Consider the following 20398-nt stretch of genomic DNA (forward strand, 5'->3'; position numbering starts at 1 on the left):
TTGTTGCGGTTGACGGCCTACCAGTAGTCCTCAGTCACAAACTGCCCCGGCACTGCCCGTCGACATGGGCGCAGGCCGCGCTGGTGCAGCAGCTCCCGGGTTTCGGTAATCATTTCCGGATTGCCGCACATCATGATGCGCGATTTCTCGACGGTGATATCCAGGCCTGCCGCAGCCTCCAGTGCGCCGTTCGCCAACAATGCAGTGATGCGTCCCTGTAAATTGCCTGGCGCTGCGGCTTGTACATCGCGTGTGGTGGAGCGCAACAGTCGTAGCCGTGCGCCGCCGGCCGCCAGTTCCGGTCGTGACGGCAACGATGTCAGCAGTTCCTGGTAGGCGAGTTCGTCGGCATTCCTGACGCAATGGACCAGGATCAGGTTGCGGAATTTCTGCCACACCGCCGGATCTTGCAGGATCGAGATGAACGGGCCGAGGCCGGTGCCGGTGGCCAGCATCCATAAATCCTCGCCATCGACAAAACGGTCCGCGGTCATGAAGCCGTAGCTGAATTTTTCGACCAGGATCGGCATGCCTGGCTGCAGGCTCTTGAGATGTTCGGTAAATTGGCCGCCGGGAACCTGCACCAGGAAATATTCCAGTTCCGGTTCGCTGGTTGCCGAAGTGACCGAATAGGCACGCCACAATACTTCTTCGCCAACGGTCACGCCGAGGCGGGCAAACTGTCCCGGCGTGAATTGATAGCCGGCCGGTCGCGTGCTGCGAAACGACAGCAGTTTGTCGGTCCAGTGGTGCACGCTGGTGACGCTTTCAGTGCTGGCCTTGAGCGGGGACACGGCTGGCTTGGGTGGCGTGCTGCTCATGAACGTGACTCCTCCGGTTGGCTGCCCTTGATGGCAGAAGACGCATTCAGGCGCAAGGCCTGGCGCACCGTGAAGAAAGCCAGCAGCGGCGCTGCGGCAAAACAGATGAACAGCCAATGCGCGGCATTGGAAGCGCCAGTCAGCCCACCTGGATCGGCAACGCCGGCTAGCGCCGCAACCATGCCGGCCAGCGCGGCGCCGATAGCGGTGGCGAACAGCTGCACGGTGGTCAGCGAGTAAGCCGCCAGGTTGCCTTCATCGGCAGGCGCGCTGCTTAATATCTTCGCCATCAGGTGCGGCATGCCCATGCCGATGCCGAAGCCGACCAGCAATAGCACGACGCACAAGGGTAGCAAGCCGTAGCTGTCCAGCACCGCGGCCGACGGCAGCAGCAACGACAACGCCAGCAGCGCGACGATGACAACCACCGGCCCCGCCTTCATCACAAACCTGGCGCGCGCGCCGCTATAGCTGGAGAACAATAGCGCTGCCAAGGTCCAGCCGCAGGACATGATGCCTGTCAGGTAACCGGCCAGCAGTGGCGAATGTCCCTGGATCACTTGCAGGAAATAAGGTACGTAGATTTCGGTGGTTAATCCCAGGATCATCAATATCATGGTTGCATACAAGGCGCCGATACGGGTACGCAGCGAGAACGCACCGCTCGGCAGCAAGCGTGTGCCGCCGCGTCGCTCCAGCCAGGCGATCAGTGCAATCAGGGCGACGCCGAATGCAATGCCGCCGACATTCAGAATGATGCCGCTGAACAGGCTGGCCGCCGACACCGACATCACCGCCGCCGCCAGCAGCAGGATTTTCAGGATCGGGATGCTCTCGGGTTTGTCGTCCGAACGGCTTTGTGGCGGGACTTTCAACGTGAACTGCACCAGCAGCGCCAGGATGATGGCGGCGGGTAGCAGCGCCCAGAACGCGCCGCGCCAGCTACCCATTTGAGCGAATATGCCGCCGATGGCCGGCCCGACAGCGTTGAAATGCCCCACATGCCGGACATCAGCGCCATCGCCCGCGACCACAGCGGCGGCGCAAAAACCACGCGGATCATCGCGTAAGACAACGCCACCAGCACGCCGCCGCCAAAGCCCTGCACGGTACGCGCCGCCAGCAGCCAAACCATGTGCGGCGCCAGTGCGCAGCCGGCGGAGCCGAGCGAAAACACCAGCAACGCCAGCAGGCAGGCGCTGCGATAGCCGAGCCATTCGACCAGGCGTGAAGCAACGCCGGCGGCAATGATCGACGCCACCACGAACAGTGAAGTGGCCCAGGCATAGTATTCCAGGCCGCCGATCTCCTTGACTACCGACGGCAGGATGGTGGTGACGATATAGACGTTGGTGGCGTGCATGCCGACGCCGCCGGCCAGGGTGATGGAGCGCAGTGCGTTGCGGCCCGACAGCAGGTCGGACCAGCTGGCCGGTGCATCGTTTGAATTAATTGCGGAAGAGGTAGCCGACATGGGCAATATGTCCTGTTTTTGCTGCTTCAGAGTTGAAATTCTACTGCGCCGGCTCAGACGGCGCTGGCGGTCTGTACGGTTCAGAAACCGCCGGTAAACTGGTATCGGGAGCCGGGATGCCACAGGCTGACCGAGGTTGCCACGGCGTCGTGGACCCAGGTGCGGCGCGACAGCAGCAGGCATGGTTCGCCGGCTTCCATCTGTAGCAGCTTGCGCACTGCGGCGTCTGGCATTTTCGATTCGATGCTGTATTCGGCGCGATCTAACGGTGCCACCTGCACCATGTAGTGATTCGGCGTGATGCGATGAAAATCCTGCTGCAGGTAATCCGGAAACAGCGCTGGATTGGTGTAACGATCTTCTAGTTGGATCGGGATGTCGTCGGCGAAATGCACGATCACTGAATGGAATACCGAGCCGCTGTCGAAGCCAAGCGCCTTCAATGCCACCGGCGTGGCGCTGGCTTCCAGCGTCAGCACCTGGCTACGGTAGCGGTGGCCGCGCGCTACCAGTTCGTCGTCGATACTGCGGATTTCCACCAGAGTCGATTGATATTTTCCCGGCGCGACATAGGTGCCGGAGCCTTGAATCCTGACCAGCATTTGATTGTCGGTCAGCTCACGCAATGCGCGGTTGACTGTCATTCGCGACAGGTTGAATTGCAACATCAGTTCGCGTTCAGACGGGATCAGGTCGCCCGGCTTCCATTCACCGCTGCGGATCTGCTGCAATACATGATCCTTGACCAGTTGAAATGAGGGTACTGCCTTGTTGTTCTTTGCTAATGCGCCATGCATACGCCGGCTCCTACTCAATAAATTTCATTACGGATACTACAACAGTTGGGGGGCAACCGAAGTATGCAAGATCAAGTAAGCTTTAAGTCAACGGGAATCTTTGATGCCATGATTGTCCGTAAGGTTATTCGTGTGCCAACCGTTCTCGAAGCATCGCCAGAAGTTTGGATAAATCCGGTTGACTAAGTTGTATAGGCATTATATCTTACTGGCCTATACAACTTGTACTTTGAATGCGAACATTGTTGAGCGAATAACTTTTACGGAGACCAGTCACCATGAGCACACCGACCAGCACCGATCCACGCCGCGATCCGAGCCGCACCATCCGCGCAGCACGCGGCACCCAGTTGACCGCCAAGAGCTGGTTGACCGAAGCGCCGCTGCGCATGCTGATGAACAACCTCGATCCGGAAGTGGCCGAGCGGCCGAACGACCTGGTGGTGTATGGCGGCATCGGCCGGGCGGCGCGTGACTGGGCCTGTTTTGACAAGATCGTTGAAGCGTTGACCAAACTGAACGACGATGAAACATTACTGATCCAATCCGGTAAGCCGGTCGGCGTATTCCAGACCCACGCCGATGCACCGCGGGTGCTGCTGGCCAATTCCAACCTGGTGCCGAAATGGGCCAATTGGGAGCACTTCAACGAACTCGACCGCAAAGGCTTGTTCATGTACGGCCAGATGACCGCCGGCAGCTGGATCTACATCGGCAGCCAGGGCATCGTGCAAGGCACGTTCGAAACTTTTGCCGAAGCCGGGCGCCAGCATTTTGGCGGCGACCTGTCTGGGCGTTGGATCCTGACCGCCGGCCTGGGCGGCATGGGCGGCGCGCAGCCTTTGGCCGCGACGCTGGCTGGCGCCGCTTCGCTGACCATCGAATGCAAGCAGTCGAGCATCGACTTCCGCCTGCGCACGCGCTATCTCGACAAGCAGGCCAAGAACCTGGACGACGCGCTCGATCTGATCAAGTACCACACCGAACGCAAGGAAGCGATTTCCATCGGCCTGCTCGGCAATGCCGCGGAAGTGCTGCCGGAGCTGGTGAGGCGCGCCAAGGCTGGCGGCATCAAGCCCGACCTGGTGACCGACCAGACCTCGGCGCATGACCTGATCAACGGTTATCTGCCAATCGGCTGGAGCGTAGAGCAATGGGTGGCGGCGCAAAACGATCCGTCGCAGCAGGCGCGGCTGACTGCCGATGCCGCCCACTCGTGCGCGCAGCACGTGCAGGCGATGCTGGATTTCCATGCGATGGGCATCAAGACCGTCGATTACGGCAACAATATCCGCCAGGTTGCATTCGACCAAGGCGTCAAGAATGCCTTCGATTTCCCCGGCTTTGTGCCGGCGTACATTCGCCCGCTGTTCTGTGAAGGAAAAGGGCCGTTCCGTTGGGTGGCCTTGTCCGGCGATCCGGAAGATATCTACAAGACCGACGCCAAGATCAAGGAGTTGTTCCCCGAAAATAAGCACGTACATCGCTGGCTGGACATGGCGCACGAACGGATTGCATTCCAGGGCTTACCCGCGCGGATCTGTTGGCTTGGCTTGGGCGAGCGCCATATTGCAGGCCTGGCCTTCAACGAGATGGTACGTAACGGCGAACTGAAAGCGCCGGTCGTGATCGGCCGCGATCACCTCGATACCGGCTCGGTCGCCAGCCCGAACCGTGAAACCGAAAGCATGAAAGATGGCAGCGATGCCGTCTCCGACTGGCCGCTGCTGAATGCTTTGCTGAATACATCCGGCGGTGCCACCTGGGTTTCGCTGCATCACGGTGGCGGCGTTGGCATGGGCTATTCGCAACATGCCGGCATGGTGATCGTTGCCGACGGCACTGATGCCGCCGCCAAGCGCCTGGCGCGCGTGCTGGTCAACGATTGCGCGTCGGGCGTCATGCGTCATGCCGATGCCGGCTATGAGGCAGCGGTGGAATGCGCCAAGCGGCACAATCTGAATTTGCCAATGATTAAGTAAGCAATAAACGCGGCAGGGTGCGATTCATCCGTAGAATCGAGTTTGAATTGCGCTTATCCGGCGCTACAGTGAACAGATAATTGTGAAAGAAATGCATATGAAAACATCGTTAACCCTGCAACCGGGAAAAATGTCGCTGGCGGAAATCCGCAGCATCTGGGCCGATGCCGTGCCACTGCAATTGCCGGCATCCGCCTATACCGCGATCAATGCCTCGGCCGCTACCGTGGCCCGGATCGTCGAGCGCGGCGATGCCGCCTACGGCATCAATACCGGTTTTGGCAAACTGGCCAAGACCCGCATTCCGGATGAACAACTTGAGCTGCTGCAACGCAACCTGATCCTGTCGCATTCGGTCGGTACCGGCGACCTGATGGACGACGCCGCAGTGCGCTTGATCCTGGCGATGAAAATCGGCAGCCTGGCGCGCGGCTTTTCCGGCATCCGGGCGCAGGTGATCGATACCTTGCTGGCGATTTACAACGCCGGCATCATGCCGTGCATTCCGGTCAAGGGCTCGGTCGGCGCTTCGGGCGACTTGGCGCCGTTGTCGCACATGACACTGGCGATCCTGGGCGAAGGCCAGGTACGGGTTGATGGCAAGCTGGTTGACGCCAAGGAAGCGCTGGCGAAGGCAGGTATTGCACCGATCGTGCTGGCCGCCAAGGAAGGACTGGCGCTAATCAACGGCACCCAGGTCTCTACCGCATTGACCCTGCATGGCTTGTTCCTGGCCGAGCGCGTGCTGGAAGCGGCTGCCGTTACGGGCGCGTTGGCTGTCGACGCGGCGCGCGGCAGCGACGCGCCGTTTGATCCACGCGTACATGAAGTGCGCGGCCAGCCGGGGCAGATCGCCACCGCCAAGATCTATCGCCAACTGCTGAATGGCAGCGCGATCCGCCAATCGCATCTGGTAAATGACGAGCGCGTACAAGATCCGTACAGCTTGCGCTGCCAGCCGCAGGTGATGGGCGCTTGCGTTGACCTGATCGGCAATGCCGCACGTACGCTGCTGATTGAAGCCAATGCGGTGACCGATAATCCGCTGATCTATGCCGAACACGATGAAGTCATCTCTGGCGGTAATTTTCATGCCGAGCCGGTGGCCTTTGCCGCCGATACGCTGGCATTGGCGATTGCTGAAATTGGCGCCTTGTCCGAGCGTCGTATCGCTTTGTTGATCGATTCTTCGCTGTCCGGATTGCCACCATTTCTGGTGCAATCATCCGGCCTCAATTCCGGCTTCATGATTGCGCATGTCACCGCGGCCGCGCTGGCATCGGAAAACAAATCGCTGGCGCATCCCGCCAGCGTCGATAGCCTGCCGACTTCCGCCAATCAGGAGGACCACGTCAGCATGGCGACCTTCGCCGGTCGCCGCCTGCACGAAATGGCGCACAATACGGCTACCATCGTCGCGATTGAATTGCTGGCCGCAGCGCAGGGCGTCGATTGTCATCAGCCGCTGACCACTTCGCCGTTGCTGGCCGACGTATTGCAACGCTTGCGCCAGCAGGTGGCGTTCTACGACAAGGATCGTTTCTTCGCACCCGATATCGAAGCGGCGAAGCAACTGGTGCTGCAAGGTACTGTCAGCGCCAGCTGCGCGTCGTTATTCACCGAGTTATACGCCTGATAAAACCTTTGAAGGACGGCAGTAATCCATGAAACTGATCCGCTTCGAAGACTTGCCGGCGACGCCCTGGAAAAACGGTGGCGGCGTGACGCGCGAGCTATACAGTTATCCGGCTGCGTCTTCATTCGACACCTTCTTGTGGCGCGTGAGTATTGCCGATGTGGCCCAGTCAGGTGCATTTTCCAGCTTTGCTGGTGTCGACCGGGTGATTACCTTGCTGGCCGGAGACGGCATGCAACTGCTGGTAGAAGACAGCGCCGCAGTGCCGTTGTTGCCATTGCAGCCGCATCGCTTTCGCGGCGAGCAGCAGATTGCTGCTCGGCTGGACGGCGGGGCCTGCCGCGATTTCAACCTGATGCTGCGCCGTGGCGCCGCGACCGGAGAGTTGCAGGTCTGGCACGCCGACCAGGATTTGACCGAAAGTTGCGACTTGCTATATTGCGTCCAAGGTGGCTGGGACGTGTTGGGCGATCAGGGGGAGCAGGCGACGCTGGCGGAACGGCAAGCCTTGGTTTGCGATGATCTGTCCGGTCCGGTGTCGTTGCGTTCCTTGCATGCCGGTAGTGTATTAATCAGCATCAACGTCAATCTGCAACAGGAAGGCCGCCATGCCGCAGAACCAAGTTAATTCAGCCCGGTCGGCCGATGGCATCTGGCATAACGCCCGCATCGTGCCGGCCGGCAATCCTGATCACACCATTGTCGACGCCGTCATCGTGGTGCGCGATGGCGTCATTGCCTGGCTTGGCAGCGAAGCATCACTGCCGGCCGAGTTTTCCGATCCGGCGCTGCCGCGTCACGATGTCGGCGGCCGATGGATTACGCCCGGGCTGATCGATTGCCACACACATCTGGTCTACGGCGGCAACCGCGCCGATGAATTTGCATTGCGCCTGGCCGGCGCCAGCTACGAGGAAATCGCGCGGCGTGGCGGCGGCATCGTCTCGACCGTGCGCGCCACCCGGCTGGCGGATGAAGACAGTTTGTTCGAGCAGTCAGCAGGGCGGCTGGAAGCCCTGCTGGCGGAGGGCGTGACAACGATTGAAATCAAATCCGGCTATGGGCTGGACCTGGACGGCGAACGCAAGATGTTGCGTGTGGCGCGGCGCCTGGGGCAGCACTATCCGGTCACGGTGTATACGACCTTCCTTGGCGCCCATGCGCTGCCGCCGGAATATCTGGGCCGTGCCGACGAATATATCGCGCTGGTCTGCGACATCATGCTGCCGACGCTGCATGGCGAAGGGTTGGTCGATGCGGTCGACGTGTTTTGCGAGAACATCGGCTTTACGGTGGCGCAAAGCGAACTGGTTTTTAACGCCGCGCAACGCCTTGGCCTGCCGATCAAGATGCACGCCGAACAACTGTCGAATATCGGCGGTACGCAGTTGGCGACGCGTTTCAATGCCTTGTCGGTGGATCACCTGGAACATCTGACAGAAGCCGATGTGATCGCCATGCAGCGTAGCGGAACCGTGGCGGTGCTGTTGCCGGGCGCCTACTACTTCATCCGCGAAACCAAACAGCCGCCGCTCGATCTGCTGCGACGCCACGGCATACCGATGGCGTTGGCGACCGACAGCAATCCCGGCACATCGCCGACCACGTCCTTGCTGCTGATGTCGAACATGGCCTGCACATTGTTCCGGATGACGGTAGCGGAATCATTGCAGGGCGTTACCGTCCATGCCGCACAAGCGATTGGCCAGGGCGCGCGGCACGGCCTGCTTGAGGCGGGACGGGCTGCCGATTTCGTGGTCTGGTCGGTTGACTCACTGGCCGAGCTGGCCTATTGGTCCGGTCTCAATCCTTGCCGCACGGTGGTACGTGGCGGCAGCATTACCCGAGGACAGCCATGAATCCAGTCATGAAGCAGCTGATTGCCGACCGCGCGCTGTTGCCGCAGGGTTGGTGCAACAATGTCCTGTTGGAGTGGGACGAGGCCGGCATCCTGACCAATGTCAGTCCTGACGCCGCCGAGTTCGCGCTGGCGCCGCGCGTCGCTGCTGCGGTGCTACCCGGCATCACCAACTTGCATTCGCACGCATTCCAGCGCGCGATGGCTGGCCTCACCGAATACCGCTCGCAGGCACAGGCCGGTTTCAGCGACAGCTTCTGGAGTTGGCGCACGTTGATGTACAAGTTCGCCGGTAAATTATCGCCGGCCGATTTGAAGGCGATTGCGCTGCAGCTGTATATTGAAATGCTGCAGGCAGGCTATACCTCGGTGTGCGAATTTCATTACCTGCATCACGATATTGGCGGCAAACCGTATGCCGATCCGGCTGAAAACCTGGTGTGCCTGATAGAAGCGGCGCAGGAAGCCGGCATCGGCCTGACCTTGCTGCCGGTGCTCTATCAGTACAGCGGTTTCGGCGCCCAGGCGCCACATGCCGGGCAGGCGCGCTTCATCAATTCGCCGCAGTGGATCATGGCGGCGCTACAAGGCTTGCAGGCGGCGCATCCGCAGCATGCCGGGCTGCGCTACGGCGTTGCGCCGCATTCGCTGCGGGCGGTGTCGCCGCAATCGCTGCAAGCCATGCTGGACCAGCTGCGGCAGTGGGATGCGCAGGCGCCGGTGCATATCCATATCGCGGAACAGACCAAGGAAGTTGACGATTGCGTGGCGGCATTGGGCGCGCGTCCGGTGGCCTGGCTGCTGGATCATGTCGAGGTCGATCGCCACTGGTGCCTGGTCCATGCGACCCACATGAATGCCGATGAAACCGTCCGGCTGGCGCGCAGCGGCGCAGTAGCCGGCATCTGTCCGACCACCGAAGCCAATCTCGGCGACGGCTTTTTCAACGGCGTCGACTACGCCGCCGCACAAGGCGTGTGGGGCATCGGTTCGGATAGTCATGTCAGTACCAGCGCTGCGGAGGAATTACGTTTGTTTGAGTACAGTCAGCGCCTGCTGCATCGGCAGCGCAATGTGCTGACTGGGGTTGCGGCTAGCGATGGCGCGGCGTCAGTTGGTGCTTATCTGTATCGACAGGCCTTACGCGGTGGCGCCGCCGCCGGCGGCAGGCAAGTGGCCGGCTTGCAGGTGGGACAACGCGCCGACCTGCTGGTGCTGGATCCACATCATGCCGACCAGGCCGGAAAACAAGGCGACCAGCAGCTCGACAGCTTCGTCTTTTGCCAACATGGCGCCAATCTGGTACGCGACGTCGTGGTCGGCGGCCGTTGGGTAATCCGCGATCATCGTCATGGGCTGCAGGAAAGCAGCGCCAAGGCATATGGGGATACACTCAAGGGATTGCTCGATTGAACTTGGAGACAAAATGAATACGCCGATAGAAAAATTCATATTCCGGCGCGGCCACCTGCCGTTGTTGGTCTCGATGCCGCATGCCGGCGAATACATCCCGCCGGAGATCGCTGCCAACATGACGCCTGTCGCGCTACAGATAGCCGATACCGATTGGCATATGCCGCTGCTGTATGACTTTCTGCATGAAATCGGCGCTTCGGTGCTGGTGGCGACCCATTCGCGCTACGTGATCGATTTGAATCGTCCGCGCGACAACGTCAACCTGTATCCGGGGCAGGACACGACCGGCCTGTGCCCGATCGACACCTTCCATAAAGAAGCCTTGTATCAAGATGGCAAGCAGCCCGACGACACCGAAATTCAGCGTCGTATTACCAGTCATTGGGAGCCGTATCACAACCAGTTGCAGAATGAACTGCAACGCATGCGCGCCGAACATGGCGTGGCGATGCTATGGGATGCCCATTCCATAGCATCGGTAGTGCCGCGTTTCTTTGAGGGACGGCTGCCGGACTTGAACCTTGGTACGGCATCCGGTGCCTCCTGCGCACCGGAACTGGCACAGCAGTTGCAATTGATTGCCGCGCTGGCGACCGATGACGGCTATAGCCATGCCTTGAACGGCCGTTTCAAAGGCGGTCACATCACGCGCCACTATGGCAAGCCGGAGCAGAACATCCACGCGGTTCAGCTTGAGCAGACCCAGCTTACCTACATGGAGGAACAGTTGCCGTTTGCCTTCGATGAAGAGCGGGCAGCGCGGGTGCGGCCGACCCTGCGCCGTTTCCTGCAGACCATGTTGACCTGGGCCGATGCCCATGCGCTATAGCCAGTAACCGAGTGAGCGCGCTGACCATTCCTTGATGTGTTCGGAAAACGGTCGCTGCTGCCACTGTCCCAGCGTAATCTGGTCGGAGTCGAGCAGATCCTCCTGGAAGGCATTTTCCATTTCATTGCCGAAATCGCTGTCGATCACGATCACATTGGCTTCGTAATTGTGCAGGAAGCTGCGGATATCCAGGTTGGCGGAGCCGACGGTGGACCAGACACCGTCGATCACCGCGGTCTTGGCATGCAGCACTGTCAATTGCAATTCGTAGATATGGATGCCAGCCTCCAGCAGCTGCGTGTAGAACGAGCGACCGGCCTGGAACACCAAGCCGCTGTCCGACACGCTGGGCAGGATCAAGGTGACATCGACGCCGCGCCGCGCGGCAGCTTCAAGCGCATTGACCAGTTGCCGGTCGGGCGCAAAGTAGGGCGTGGTGATGTGGATGCTTTGCCGGGCTTGCTGGATCGCCAGGATGTAGGCTTTGTAGATACCATAGTCGCCGTCCGGTTGGCTGCCGAGCACGTGAACAGCCTTGTCGCCGGCCTTTTTCAGCGCAGGGAAATAATCGAGGTCGGGCAAGTCTTCGCTCTGCTGGCTGACCCACGTCTGCAGGAACAGCAATTGCAGCGAGGCGACTGCCGGACCTTCGATCTGGACATGGGTGTCGCGCCATCCAATATCATTCGCCGTCGCGTGGCGGTGCGAGCGGAACAAAGAGCTGTTGGCATAGGCTGCACTAATATTGACGCCGCCGGTAAAACCAATTTTGCCGTCAACCACCAGGATCTTGTGGTGATCGCGATGGTTCAGTTGCCAGCGGCCGAAGCGTTTGAGCGGATTGACCGGATTGAATTCGAGCAGCTTGATGCCGGCGGCGCGCATCTGTTCGAAAAATGCGCTGGGGGTGCCGATGCTGCCGACGCTGTCGTAAATCACGTTGACCTGCACGCCGGCACGCTGTTTCTCAATCAACAGGCTGGCGAAGCGCTGGCCCAGCTCATCCTGATCGAATATGTAGGTTTCAAAATTGATGGTGCTTTTGGCTTGCTCGATGGAGGCAATCATGGCTGTCATGGTTTCGGGGCCATCGAAGAGCAGAGTGACTTTGTTGCCAGGGACCAGCGGGCTACCGGTGGCTGCTGCTTCAAGCGCCGCCAGGCGGGCCTGGTCGAGAATTGGGCCGGTGGTTACGTTGGTGGCTGCCGGGATTTTCTGTGTGAGCGATGTGCTCAGGTTGCTGACATCGGGCAGGGTTGAGCATGCAGCGGTCAGGATGCCGAGCAGCAGGGCAGCGTATCGCTTGAGTCGATTGATTCGGCGCTGCGGCACGGGGTTGTTCAACGTGTTTTCCATATCTGGTGGCGTTGATGTTCGTTGCCGTTGGGATATTACAGTGTTGTGATGGCGCTTGCTTGAGTGCTTACTCGAATTGTCTTTTCTGCTGCATGTGATGGATGTGGAATCATCCATCACATAGTTAAATGGGGTCGGAGTTTTTTTTCGGCGGGGTTTTGCCGAAAATTACTCTGCCCCCCTTTTAACGGTCCACGGAGTACGTTCAGTGACGCATCAGTCGTGTTCGTCCGGCAAAAGCGAACGCCCCCGAAATTTTTTCCCTTGATCGATCAGATTTGATTTTATGCAGCGGATGTTCTTCCTCTGGAATCGCCACCTTTTTCGGCGGAATGAAAAAATCCCTCGGGCCTTTGCAGAAGCGCTTGAACACTGCTTTGGCCAGGGTCAAGCCGTGGCGGAAGCGGACCTGGCGGGCTCTTAGGGCGACAAACAGGGCTAGCGAGAAGCTGACCCACAGGTTGACGGTGCCGATCCCGATGACGCCGATCACCGATGTGACGGCGGTTTGCCAGCTCATGTGGTTGTCCAGGCCGACCAGGGCGGTGGCGAAATTGGTGGCGGAAAAGGTGATGTGGCGGATGTCGATCGGCAAACCGAGCATGAAGCCGATGGTGCCGATGGTGCCTAGCAGGATGCCGAAATAGAAATTCCCCATCAGGCCGCCCAGGTTGCGCTCCAGATATTCGCCGAAACGGGCTTGGCGCTCCTCTCCCAGAATCCCGCGCAGCCAGTGCGCGCGTGCTACCCGTTTGGCCATATGGGTATACAGCGCCTTGTTGTCGTAGTAGCCGGAAATCAGGCCGGCCAGGAACAGGCAGACGCCGGCGATGGCGGCGTGGAACAAGGCCAGGCTGGCGAACGGATCGATATCGTGCAGCAGGTGAGCCGCCTTGTCGGGCGACACTAGATGGTGGCCGAACAGTGCCTGGTAGCAGAGCGCGATCAGGTAGGCGGCCGGGAAGGCGATCACCAGGTTGCCGGCAACGGCAATGAATTGGGTGCGGATCACCTTGACGATCAGTTCCACCAGGCTATCGATATCAATGTTGCGACCGTCGTGGCTTTGCAAGCCGGAAGCGATACGGGAGGCGGTCATGGCCGGTTGCTTGGTGGCGACCGTGAAATGGAGTACATGAATCAGCATGAAGCCGAGTGAATAGTTCATGCTGAACAGGAACGCTTCGACCAACGGTGCGGCGCGCAGGTAGGATGCCAGTATCTTCAGCATCGACATGAAACCGATCACGAAGCCGGCACCGGCAGCCGAACGGAACATCGTGGCGTATTCCGAGCGATCTTCGGCGATGTAGTGCTCGCCGGTGCGGCTGGCGTTTTCTGTAACGTTGCGGGCCAGCAGGTTGATGTTGTCGGCGAACAGTTCGCGCACTGCGTATTTGCGGTTATGCCCTTCGATCAGTTCCTGCGCCAGGGTGAGCGCCTCGCTGCGCTTGGCAAGTTGCTGGGCTGTGGCTTGCGCTTCGATCGCCCCCAAGTCGAGCGGACCTTCCGGCTTTTCAGTGTTGGGTTCGGTGATACCGATTTCACCGACGTCGACCAATGTCAGCAGCTTGCGCAGGCGTGCGATGCTTTGCTCCAGGCGCACCAGCAGGTAGGTCAGCGACACGCTGCTGCCCATGCGCAGCGCATTCTTGCGGATCTTGAGTACGATGGTTTCGCATTGGTCCAGCATCACGGACAGGTGACGCGCATCTTCCAGCGGCGGCAGTTCGGCCTGGCCAAAAGCTGAATCGGCAGCGGCCAGGTGTTGGCGATAGCTGTTCAGATAAAGATGCAGTTCGACGTTCTGCATCAGGAACGGCGATTCGAATTCATCAATGCTTGGATACAGCCTGAGCAAGGCTGGCTCCAAGCCCATGGCACTGATGCGGTAAGAGAGCGTCTGAATCGCTTCCAGCATTTCGCCGATGGTCTTGTGGCGATCGATGGCGTCGCTGGCCGCATTGTTTTCGGCGTCGGTGTACGGCGCAGCTCGACTCAATAAATCGAACAGGGCCAGCCAGTCGGCGGTTGGTACCGCATTGATCCAAAGATAATCGGTCTCTTTCGGCAGTAGACGATCAAGGCAGTCGCGCAAGTAGTTTTCATCCAGCGCGGGCGGCAGCAGCCGGAACGACATGCGCTGAAACAGTTCGGTAAAGAAGCCGGCGTTCGGCAAGATGCCGGTGTCGGTGTACAGGCTGATCTGGCGCCGTGTTGAAAATAGCCGCAGCACGTAGTGGCGCAGGGCGCTGGCCTGGTCTGGTTCGCCATGCAGCAGTTGCACCAATATGCGAACCTTCTCGGCGGCTTGTGCGCCAAGTTCAGGCTTGTTGGGGCGCAACGTGTTTATCAATGCCACCAGGTGATCGATGTTGTCGGAGTTCGGATCGGCGGCAATGAGTTTTAGTGTTGACAGCATGTAAGTTCTTATAGAATGCAAAATCGATAGTGTACGTTCAGTTTGGCACAGCTGAAGGTAAATGAATGTTAAGTTTGGTTCGGCAGTTGCAAAGCGCATCAGGCGCCAAAGAAAGAATCCATGAAAAATGTGAATAAGCAAATTTTAGGACAATTCGGCCGCTGGCTGGCCATTGTGCTACTCGCTGCGCTCGCCGCATGCCAAAGCGTTCCACCATCCCTGACGATAGCCGACAGCGAACAGATTGACCAATTGCTGATCCTGATCGACCAGCGCTTGGCGGTAGCACCCCAAGTGGCCAAGGCCAAATGGAATTCCGGCGCCGCCATCAACGATCCGCCGCGTGAGAAGCTGATCCTGGAAGACGTGGTGACGCAGGCGGATGGTTTGGACCCGGCATTTGTTCGGAAATTCTTCCAGGCACAGTTCGATGCCAGCAAAGCCTTGCAGCAGGAATTACAGGACCAATGGCGTGCCGAGGGGCGGGACAAGTTCGATCAGGTGGCCGATCTTGGCCGCGATGTGCGGCCTGTGCTGGATAAGCTGACGCCACAACTGATCACGGCACTGCACCGTACACGGTCTTTGTTGAACCGACCGGGGACCCGGGATTATATAGAAACCCGTTCGCTGCAACTGGTGCGTGGCGATATCGACGGCAAGCCGCGGCGGATTGCGTTGCTGGGGCTGGGCGTCAAATAACGCAAGCGATGCACTTGGTCCCGGGGCTGTTAGCAGGCGCAGGACCAAGATCTCAGAGTCTTCAGCATCAGCAATGGCCCCAGAACATCCTGGTTTGCACTTCGTCCCGCTCGCGCCGCATGCGGTCGCGGATGTGCGGCGCTTGCCAATGGCGGGCCCGGTTGTAATTGTAATCGAGCCATTGGAAGCGCCGTCCTAGAGCTACGCAATCGACATCGGGTTCGGTCCCGATCGAGGTGGTTGGTTCAAGGACGCCGGCCGGCGACGCTGCTTGCGCCACGGGTGGCGGTGGTTGGCGTAGCGTGTTTTCAACTGTCGCCCGGTCGTAGCCTGGAATGATCGCATTGTCGGTGATTTGCAGCGATTCGGCGTTGCTGCCGCGCGGACAGCCTTTGTCGGTGTAGACGATCTTGCCGTCAATACGGCATTTGGCGATAGTGCCGACGTGTTCCAGCAGCGGTTCGCTCGGTCGTTGTTGGGCTGCGGCAGGCTGGGCGTTGTCGGTAAGCGCTGTGGCAGCAGGCGTCGCCACGGGGGCGTGGCGGGAGCAATTGCCGCATTGTTCGTCGTTGCCTTGTCGCCCACGGTTTTCGTCCTGTCCGGGACGGTGGGGCGATCGGCGGTAGAACGATCGATCGCAAATAGCGTGCCGCCGACAAGTGCGACAGCAAGAGCGACAGCGCCGGAAATTCGGAGGGCAGAATGCATGCGTCTATTCAGGATATGGGCTGATCGCCATGGCTACCCCGCATGAGGACTTGTCTCAGGAGTGGGCATGGCGATTTCAGGGGCAGGTTCAGGGCAGTAATTGTCCGCGTATTTCGCCGGCCGGATTGGTAGCGCTGTGTACATTGATGTACAAGTTGCCTGCCATGTAGCTGGCATATTGCGCATCCGTGAACTTGGTGTTGGCCGGGACCGACCAAGTGCTGTCGCCTGTCTTGACCAGGCCCACCAGCACCGGCCCATTCTTGCCGAGTGCGCCCTCATGGATGTGCGCCACTTTGCCTTGCATGCCGTCGGTGGTGACGCTGCCGCTGACGGATTTATCGGCCGCCACCACGATGGTTCCGCTGCCGGTTGCCGCCGAACCGGTAGGCGGCACTTCGTGTCCACCATCGAGGGTGATCTTGCTGGTATGGCCCATATCCATGGACATGGTCGAACACGCTCCTAGCAGGAGCGCCAGGGCGACAGAAGCGAACAACGACGGCCTGACATTTTTTAGTAGGTTAGCCATTTTCTTTCCTTCGTTTTGTTGTGGGGAAGCGCACACATTAGTGTAGTCCGCTTTCGGCATTACGGAATGTTTTATGTGTCCGCTTGACCTTGTAGTAGCTTTAGGGTTTTTAATGAGTGTATACGGCGTCGAAAGAAAATCGATTGCAGAACTCAGTGCGACAACACTGATACATTGCAACTAGCACTTATTTACACTTATTTGCACGTATTCCGAGGATACCCATGAGCGCAGGCCATACCCATGCCTTACCTAGCAGCCAGAACGAGAAATATATCTGGATTGCGCTGGGACTGACTTCGACTTTCCTGGTGGTGGAGGTAATCGGTGGCCTCGTCACCGGTAGCCTGGCGCTGATTTCCGATGCTGCGCACATGTTGACGGATACCATGGCGCTGGCAATCGCATTGGCGGCGATCCGTATCGCTCGCCGCGCACCCGACGCCCGTCGTACCTTCGGCTATCACCGCTTCGAAATTCTGGCGGCGGCATTTAATGCCGCCTTGTTGTTCCTGGTGGCGATGTACATCCTGTATGAGGCCTACCAGCGCTTCCGCAGCCCGGCCGAAATCCAGTCGACCGGCATGCTGGTCATTGCCGTGTTCGGCCTGTTCGTCAACCTGCTCAGCATGCGCTTGCTGAGCAGTGGCAAGGACGCCAGCCTGAACGTCAAGGGGGCCTATCTCGAAGTGTGGAGCGACATGCTGGGTTCGCTTGGGGTGATTGCCGGCGCGTTGCTGATTCGTTATACCGGCTGGACCTGGATCGACTCGTTGATTGCGGTCCTGATCGGACTCTGGGTGCTGCCGCGTACTTGGGTGTTGCTGAAGGAAAGCGTGAATATCCTGCTGGAAGGGGTGCCCGAAGGGATGGACATCGATCAGGTACAGAGCGCCATGCGCGCCGTCCCTGGGGTGTTGAGCGTGCATGATTTCCACTTGTGGGCGCTGACCAGCGGCAAGGCAAGCCTGACTGCGCATGTGGTGTACGATCCGGCATACGCAGTCGAGCAGCAATTGCTGCCGGCGCTCAAGGATGTGCTGGCACGGCAATTTTCGGTGTATCACACGACCTTGCAGTTCGAGACTTTCCCTTGTGCCCATACTGACGACGGTTGCAATTACGGCGCGCCGGAAGAGGGCCACGAAGCATCGCATATGCACGTCTGACAGCATCGCGGGCCGCTGTTTCGCCATTCTGCCAAGAGTCGCCGCATAAGCGACGGTTTCGCTTCACTAGCCGGAGCATATTGTGCGCCATGATGCCCGTGGCCTGTATTTACGGGCATCATGGCAGTAACTCGCATTGTTCGCTCTGACGTTCTCCTGATTGTTTTCTATCGTTGTCGGATTTGTAATTCACTGACCATGCCACTAAGGACAGGTGAGGCCGCCCGCAATATGGGCGGATGTGCTGTCAATTCGCCATGCAGCTTGCGTGATGTCGCCATAGTCTTGGCTAGATATCTGAAAACATTTTATTGATAATGCAAATCATTCGCATTACTATTATGTTTTTCCAAAACACGACTCTCCAATAATCTCGCCACGCAATGTGCATTGCGCCGCATCCATTATGGTCGGCATACCTTGCGTGGCCTATAGGAGGGAATTGCAGTGTTTTGTCTCAAACCATAAAAAAGCTTTTCACGATCAACTCAGGGAGTAAGCAACGATGACCAACACCAACGCGCCGCATGCGCCGACGCTCGACCTTTCACGTCCGGCGCTGCGGCCGCCGACATTGCGCGCAATGAGCGCAGCGGTGGCGTTAGCACTGTCGGCTGGGACGTCTCAGTTTGCATTAGCGCAGCAGGCCGCCGCCGCGGGTGCAGATGCCGCGTTGCCGGAAGTGGTTGTTACCGCCGGCAACGACCAGCAGACTCCGACCGAAAAGACCGGCAGCTACACGGTACGCAAGAGCAATTCGGCAACCAAGATGGACATGTCGTTGCGCGAAACACCGCAATCGGTATCGGTAGTGACACGCGCCAAGATGGACGACTTCAAGCTCGATAACATCAACGAGGTGCTGGCCGGCACTACCGGCGTCACCGTCGAAAAAGTGGAAACCGATCGCACCTACTACACGGCGCGCGGTTTCGACATCACCAATTTTCAGTTCGATGGCGTGGGTATTCCGATGGTATTCGGCAACCAGAACGGCGACCTCGACACCGCGCTGTACGACCGTATCGAAGTGGTGCGTGGTGCTAACGGCTTGATGTCCTCAACCGGCAATCCTTCTGCCACCGTGAATTTCCTGCGCAAACGTCCGACTTACGATTTCCAGGCTGCCGCTGGCGTCAGCTATGCCTCATGGAACACGCGGCGCATCGATGCCGACGTTTCGGGGGCGTTGAATAGTGAGGGTACGGTGGCGGCGCGCGTGGTGGTGGCGCATCAGGATGGCGATTCCTATCTGGACCGATATCAGCCCAGCAAGAATGTTTTCTATGGCGTGATTGAAGCCAACCTGAGCAACGACACCTTGCTGACGCTTGGCTACAGTTATCAGAAAAACGATGGCAAGGGCGCCATGTGGGGAGCGTTGCCACTGTATTACAGCAATGGTGCGCCGACCAACTATGGGGTTGGCGCCAGTACGTCGGCCGATTGGTCGTTCTGGAATTCCGAGGACCAGCGCGCATTCGTCGAGCTGAATCATCGCTTCAATGATGACTGGCAGTGGAAGACTACACTGGCGCGCAACGCGCAAATTAACGACAGCAAACTTTTCTATGTCTACGGCACGCCGGATCAAGCTACCGGCACCGGCTTGTTCAGCTATCCGTCGCAGTATCACTCGGACAACAAGCAGACTTTGCTCGACAGCTATGTCACCGGCAAGTACAGCCTCGGCGGCCGTCGTCATGACCTGACTTTCGGCGCCAGCTGGTCGCGTTCGACACTCGACGATGTATCGCACTACGGCCAGGGCATTGGCACGCCATTAACCGAAACTACGGCCCTCGACGGCAGCTACCCCGAGCCTGATTTCAATGCCTCGACCGATGGCAGCTCTTATGTCTCCAAGCGTAAGACCCTGTACGCGGCGACCCGTCTGAACCTGGCGCATGATCTCAAGTTGCTGCTGGGCGCCAACTATACCGATGCCAAGACCACTGGCGTCGCGTATGGCGTCAGCCAGGATACCAGCGCCAGCAAGACTACGCCGTACGCCGGCCTAGTGTATGACTTGAACAAAAATTTGTCGGCCTACGCCAGTTATACCCAGATCTTCAACCCGCAAAACCAGACCGACATCAATGGCGCCACGCTCAAACCGGTTGAAGGCAAGAGTTACGAATTGGGCTTGAAGAGTGAATTCTTCAATCGCCGCCTGAATGCTTCGGCGGCACTGTTCCGGGTCGACCAAAACAATTCGGCGGAGCAGGCCGGTTATGTCGGCGCCAAGGCTTACTATCGCGGCATCAATGCACATTCGGAAGGTCTGGAACTGGAGCTTTCCGGAGAAATGGCCAAGGGCTTGCAAGGTAGCGTCGGCTATACAGTGATGACCATCAAGGACGACAATGGCAATTCGGTTAAAACCTATGTGCCGAAAAAGACCTTGCGCATGGCAGCCACCTATCAAATCCCGCAATTCGAAAAACTGAAGGTCGGCGCCAGCATCAATTGGCAAGGGGCCACCAGCTATACGCAAACGCCAACCATCACCACGGTGCAGGAAGCTTACGCGCTGCTTAACCTGATGGCGCGTTACGACATCAACAAGCAGGTGAGCATCAGCGCCAACCTGAATAATGTGACCAACAAGAAATACATTTCCAGCCTGTACTGGTCCCAAGGTTATTACGGTGCGCCGATCAATGGCAGCGTTGCTGTCAACTGGAAGTATTAAG

The 20398-nt window shown here is 58.8% G+C and carries 15 protein-coding genes and 1 pseudogene; 9 read left to right on the plus strand and 7 right to left on the minus strand.

The window, feature by feature from the left end:
• Positions 1–17: 17 nt before the first annotated feature.
• From CAter10_RS09435 to hutC, 3 genes and pseudogenes are all read right to left on the minus strand, one after another.
• Positions 18–821 (minus strand): ferredoxin--NADP reductase, encoded by an 804-nt coding sequence (locus CAter10_RS09435; protein WP_061533207.1) that lies wholly within the window; start codon positions 819–821, stop codon positions 18–20.
• Positions 818–2478, minus strand: a pseudogene (locus tag CAter10_RS09440) (MFS transporter). Before CAter10_RS09440 ends, CAter10_RS09435 begins: the two are co-directional and overlap by 4 nt.
• Entirely contained in the window at positions 2376–3092 is a 717-nt protein-coding gene (gene hutC, locus CAter10_RS09445) for a histidine utilization repressor (RefSeq protein WP_061533208.1), read from the minus strand. The pseudogene CAter10_RS09440 and the gene hutC overlap by 103 nt, the downstream one beginning before the upstream one ends.
• A gap of 278 nt (positions 3093–3370) precedes the next feature.
• Between hutC and hutU the strand changes: the two genes are divergently transcribed.
• The 6 genes from hutU (at position 3371) to hutG (ending at position 10813) form a co-directional block, all read left to right on the plus strand.
• Positions 3371–5074 carry a urocanate hydratase gene (gene hutU / locus CAter10_RS09450; RefSeq protein WP_061533209.1) on the plus strand — a complete coding sequence of 568 codons (1704 nt, stop codon included), beginning with the start codon at positions 3371–3373 and terminating at the stop codon, positions 5072–5074.
• Positions 5075–5171: 97 nt separating this feature from the next.
• The gene (gene hutH, locus CAter10_RS09455) at positions 5172–6710 is read left to right on the plus strand and encodes a histidine ammonia-lyase (RefSeq protein WP_061533210.1); all 1539 of its coding nucleotides are present in this window, start codon (positions 5172–5174) and stop codon (positions 6708–6710) included.
• Between the two features lie 28 nt (positions 6711–6738).
• On the plus strand, positions 6739–7338 hold the full coding sequence (locus CAter10_RS09460) for a HutD/Ves family protein (RefSeq protein ID WP_061533211.1): 600 nt from the start codon (positions 6739–6741) through the stop codon (positions 7336–7338).
• Positions 7319–8569 (plus strand): imidazolonepropionase, encoded by a 1251-nt coding sequence (gene hutI / locus CAter10_RS09465; protein ID WP_061533212.1) that lies wholly within the window; start codon positions 7319–7321, stop codon positions 8567–8569. Before CAter10_RS09460 ends, hutI begins: the two co-directional genes overlap by 20 nt.
• Complete coding sequence (locus CAter10_RS09470; RefSeq protein WP_061533213.1) at positions 8566–9981, plus strand: formimidoylglutamate deiminase; 1416 nt, start codon at positions 8566–8568, stop codon at positions 9979–9981. The genes hutI and CAter10_RS09470 overlap by 4 nt, the downstream gene beginning before the upstream one ends.
• Positions 9982–9994: 13 nt before the next feature.
• Positions 9995–10813, plus strand: coding sequence for an N-formylglutamate deformylase (gene hutG / locus CAter10_RS09475; RefSeq protein ID WP_061533214.1), 819 nt, complete (start codon positions 9995–9997; stop codon positions 10811–10813).
• Here the strand turns inward: hutG and cls are convergent.
• Together cls and CAter10_RS09485 are read right to left on the minus strand one after the other, a co-directional pair.
• Positions 10808–12169: a cardiolipin synthase gene (gene cls, locus CAter10_RS09480; protein WP_061533215.1), complete on the minus strand. Its 1362-nt coding sequence runs from the start codon at positions 12167–12169 to the stop codon at positions 10808–10810. The two genes, hutG and cls, sit on opposite strands and share 6 nt — an antisense overlap.
• A gap of 205 nt (positions 12170–12374) precedes the next feature.
• Complete coding sequence (locus CAter10_RS09485; RefSeq protein ID WP_082797852.1) at positions 12375–14591, minus strand: site-specific recombinase; 2217 nt, start codon at positions 14589–14591, stop codon at positions 12375–12377.
• 120 nt (positions 14592–14711) lie between these two features.
• On the opposite strand from CAter10_RS09485, the gene aroQ reads away from it, so the two are divergent.
• On the plus strand, positions 14712–15293 hold the full coding sequence (gene aroQ, locus CAter10_RS09490) for a gamma subclass chorismate mutase AroQ (protein ID WP_061533216.1): 582 nt from the start codon (positions 14712–14714) through the stop codon (positions 15291–15293).
• A 67-nt stretch (positions 15294–15360) separates the two neighbouring features.
• Here aroQ and CAter10_RS09495 read toward each other — a convergent pair whose 3' ends face one another.
• Positions 15361–15825, minus strand: a complete 465-nt coding sequence (locus tag CAter10_RS09495) for a hypothetical protein (RefSeq protein ID WP_061533217.1) — start codon at positions 15823–15825, stop codon at positions 15361–15363.
• Between the two features lie 264 nt (positions 15826–16089).
• A complete protein-coding gene (locus tag CAter10_RS09500; RefSeq protein WP_061533218.1) occupies positions 16090–16533 on the minus strand; it encodes a CHRD domain-containing protein in 444 nt (147 codons plus the stop codon).
• 224 nt (positions 16534–16757) lie between these two features.
• On the opposite strand from CAter10_RS09500, the gene CAter10_RS09505 reads away from it, so the two are divergent.
• Together CAter10_RS09505 and CAter10_RS09510 are read left to right on the plus strand one after the other, a co-directional pair.
• Positions 16758–17702, plus strand: coding sequence for a cation diffusion facilitator family transporter (locus CAter10_RS09505; protein ID WP_061533219.1), 945 nt, complete (start codon positions 16758–16760; stop codon positions 17700–17702).
• A gap of 505 nt (positions 17703–18207) precedes the next feature.
• A complete protein-coding gene (locus tag CAter10_RS09510; protein WP_061533220.1) occupies positions 18208–20397 on the plus strand; it encodes a TonB-dependent siderophore receptor in 2190 nt (729 codons plus the stop codon).
• Position 20398: the final 1 nt, after the last annotated feature.

It is taken from the genome of Collimonas arenae (assembly GCF_001584165.1).
GTDB classification, from domain to species: Bacteria; Pseudomonadota; Gammaproteobacteria; order Burkholderiales; family Burkholderiaceae_D; genus Collimonas; species Collimonas arenae.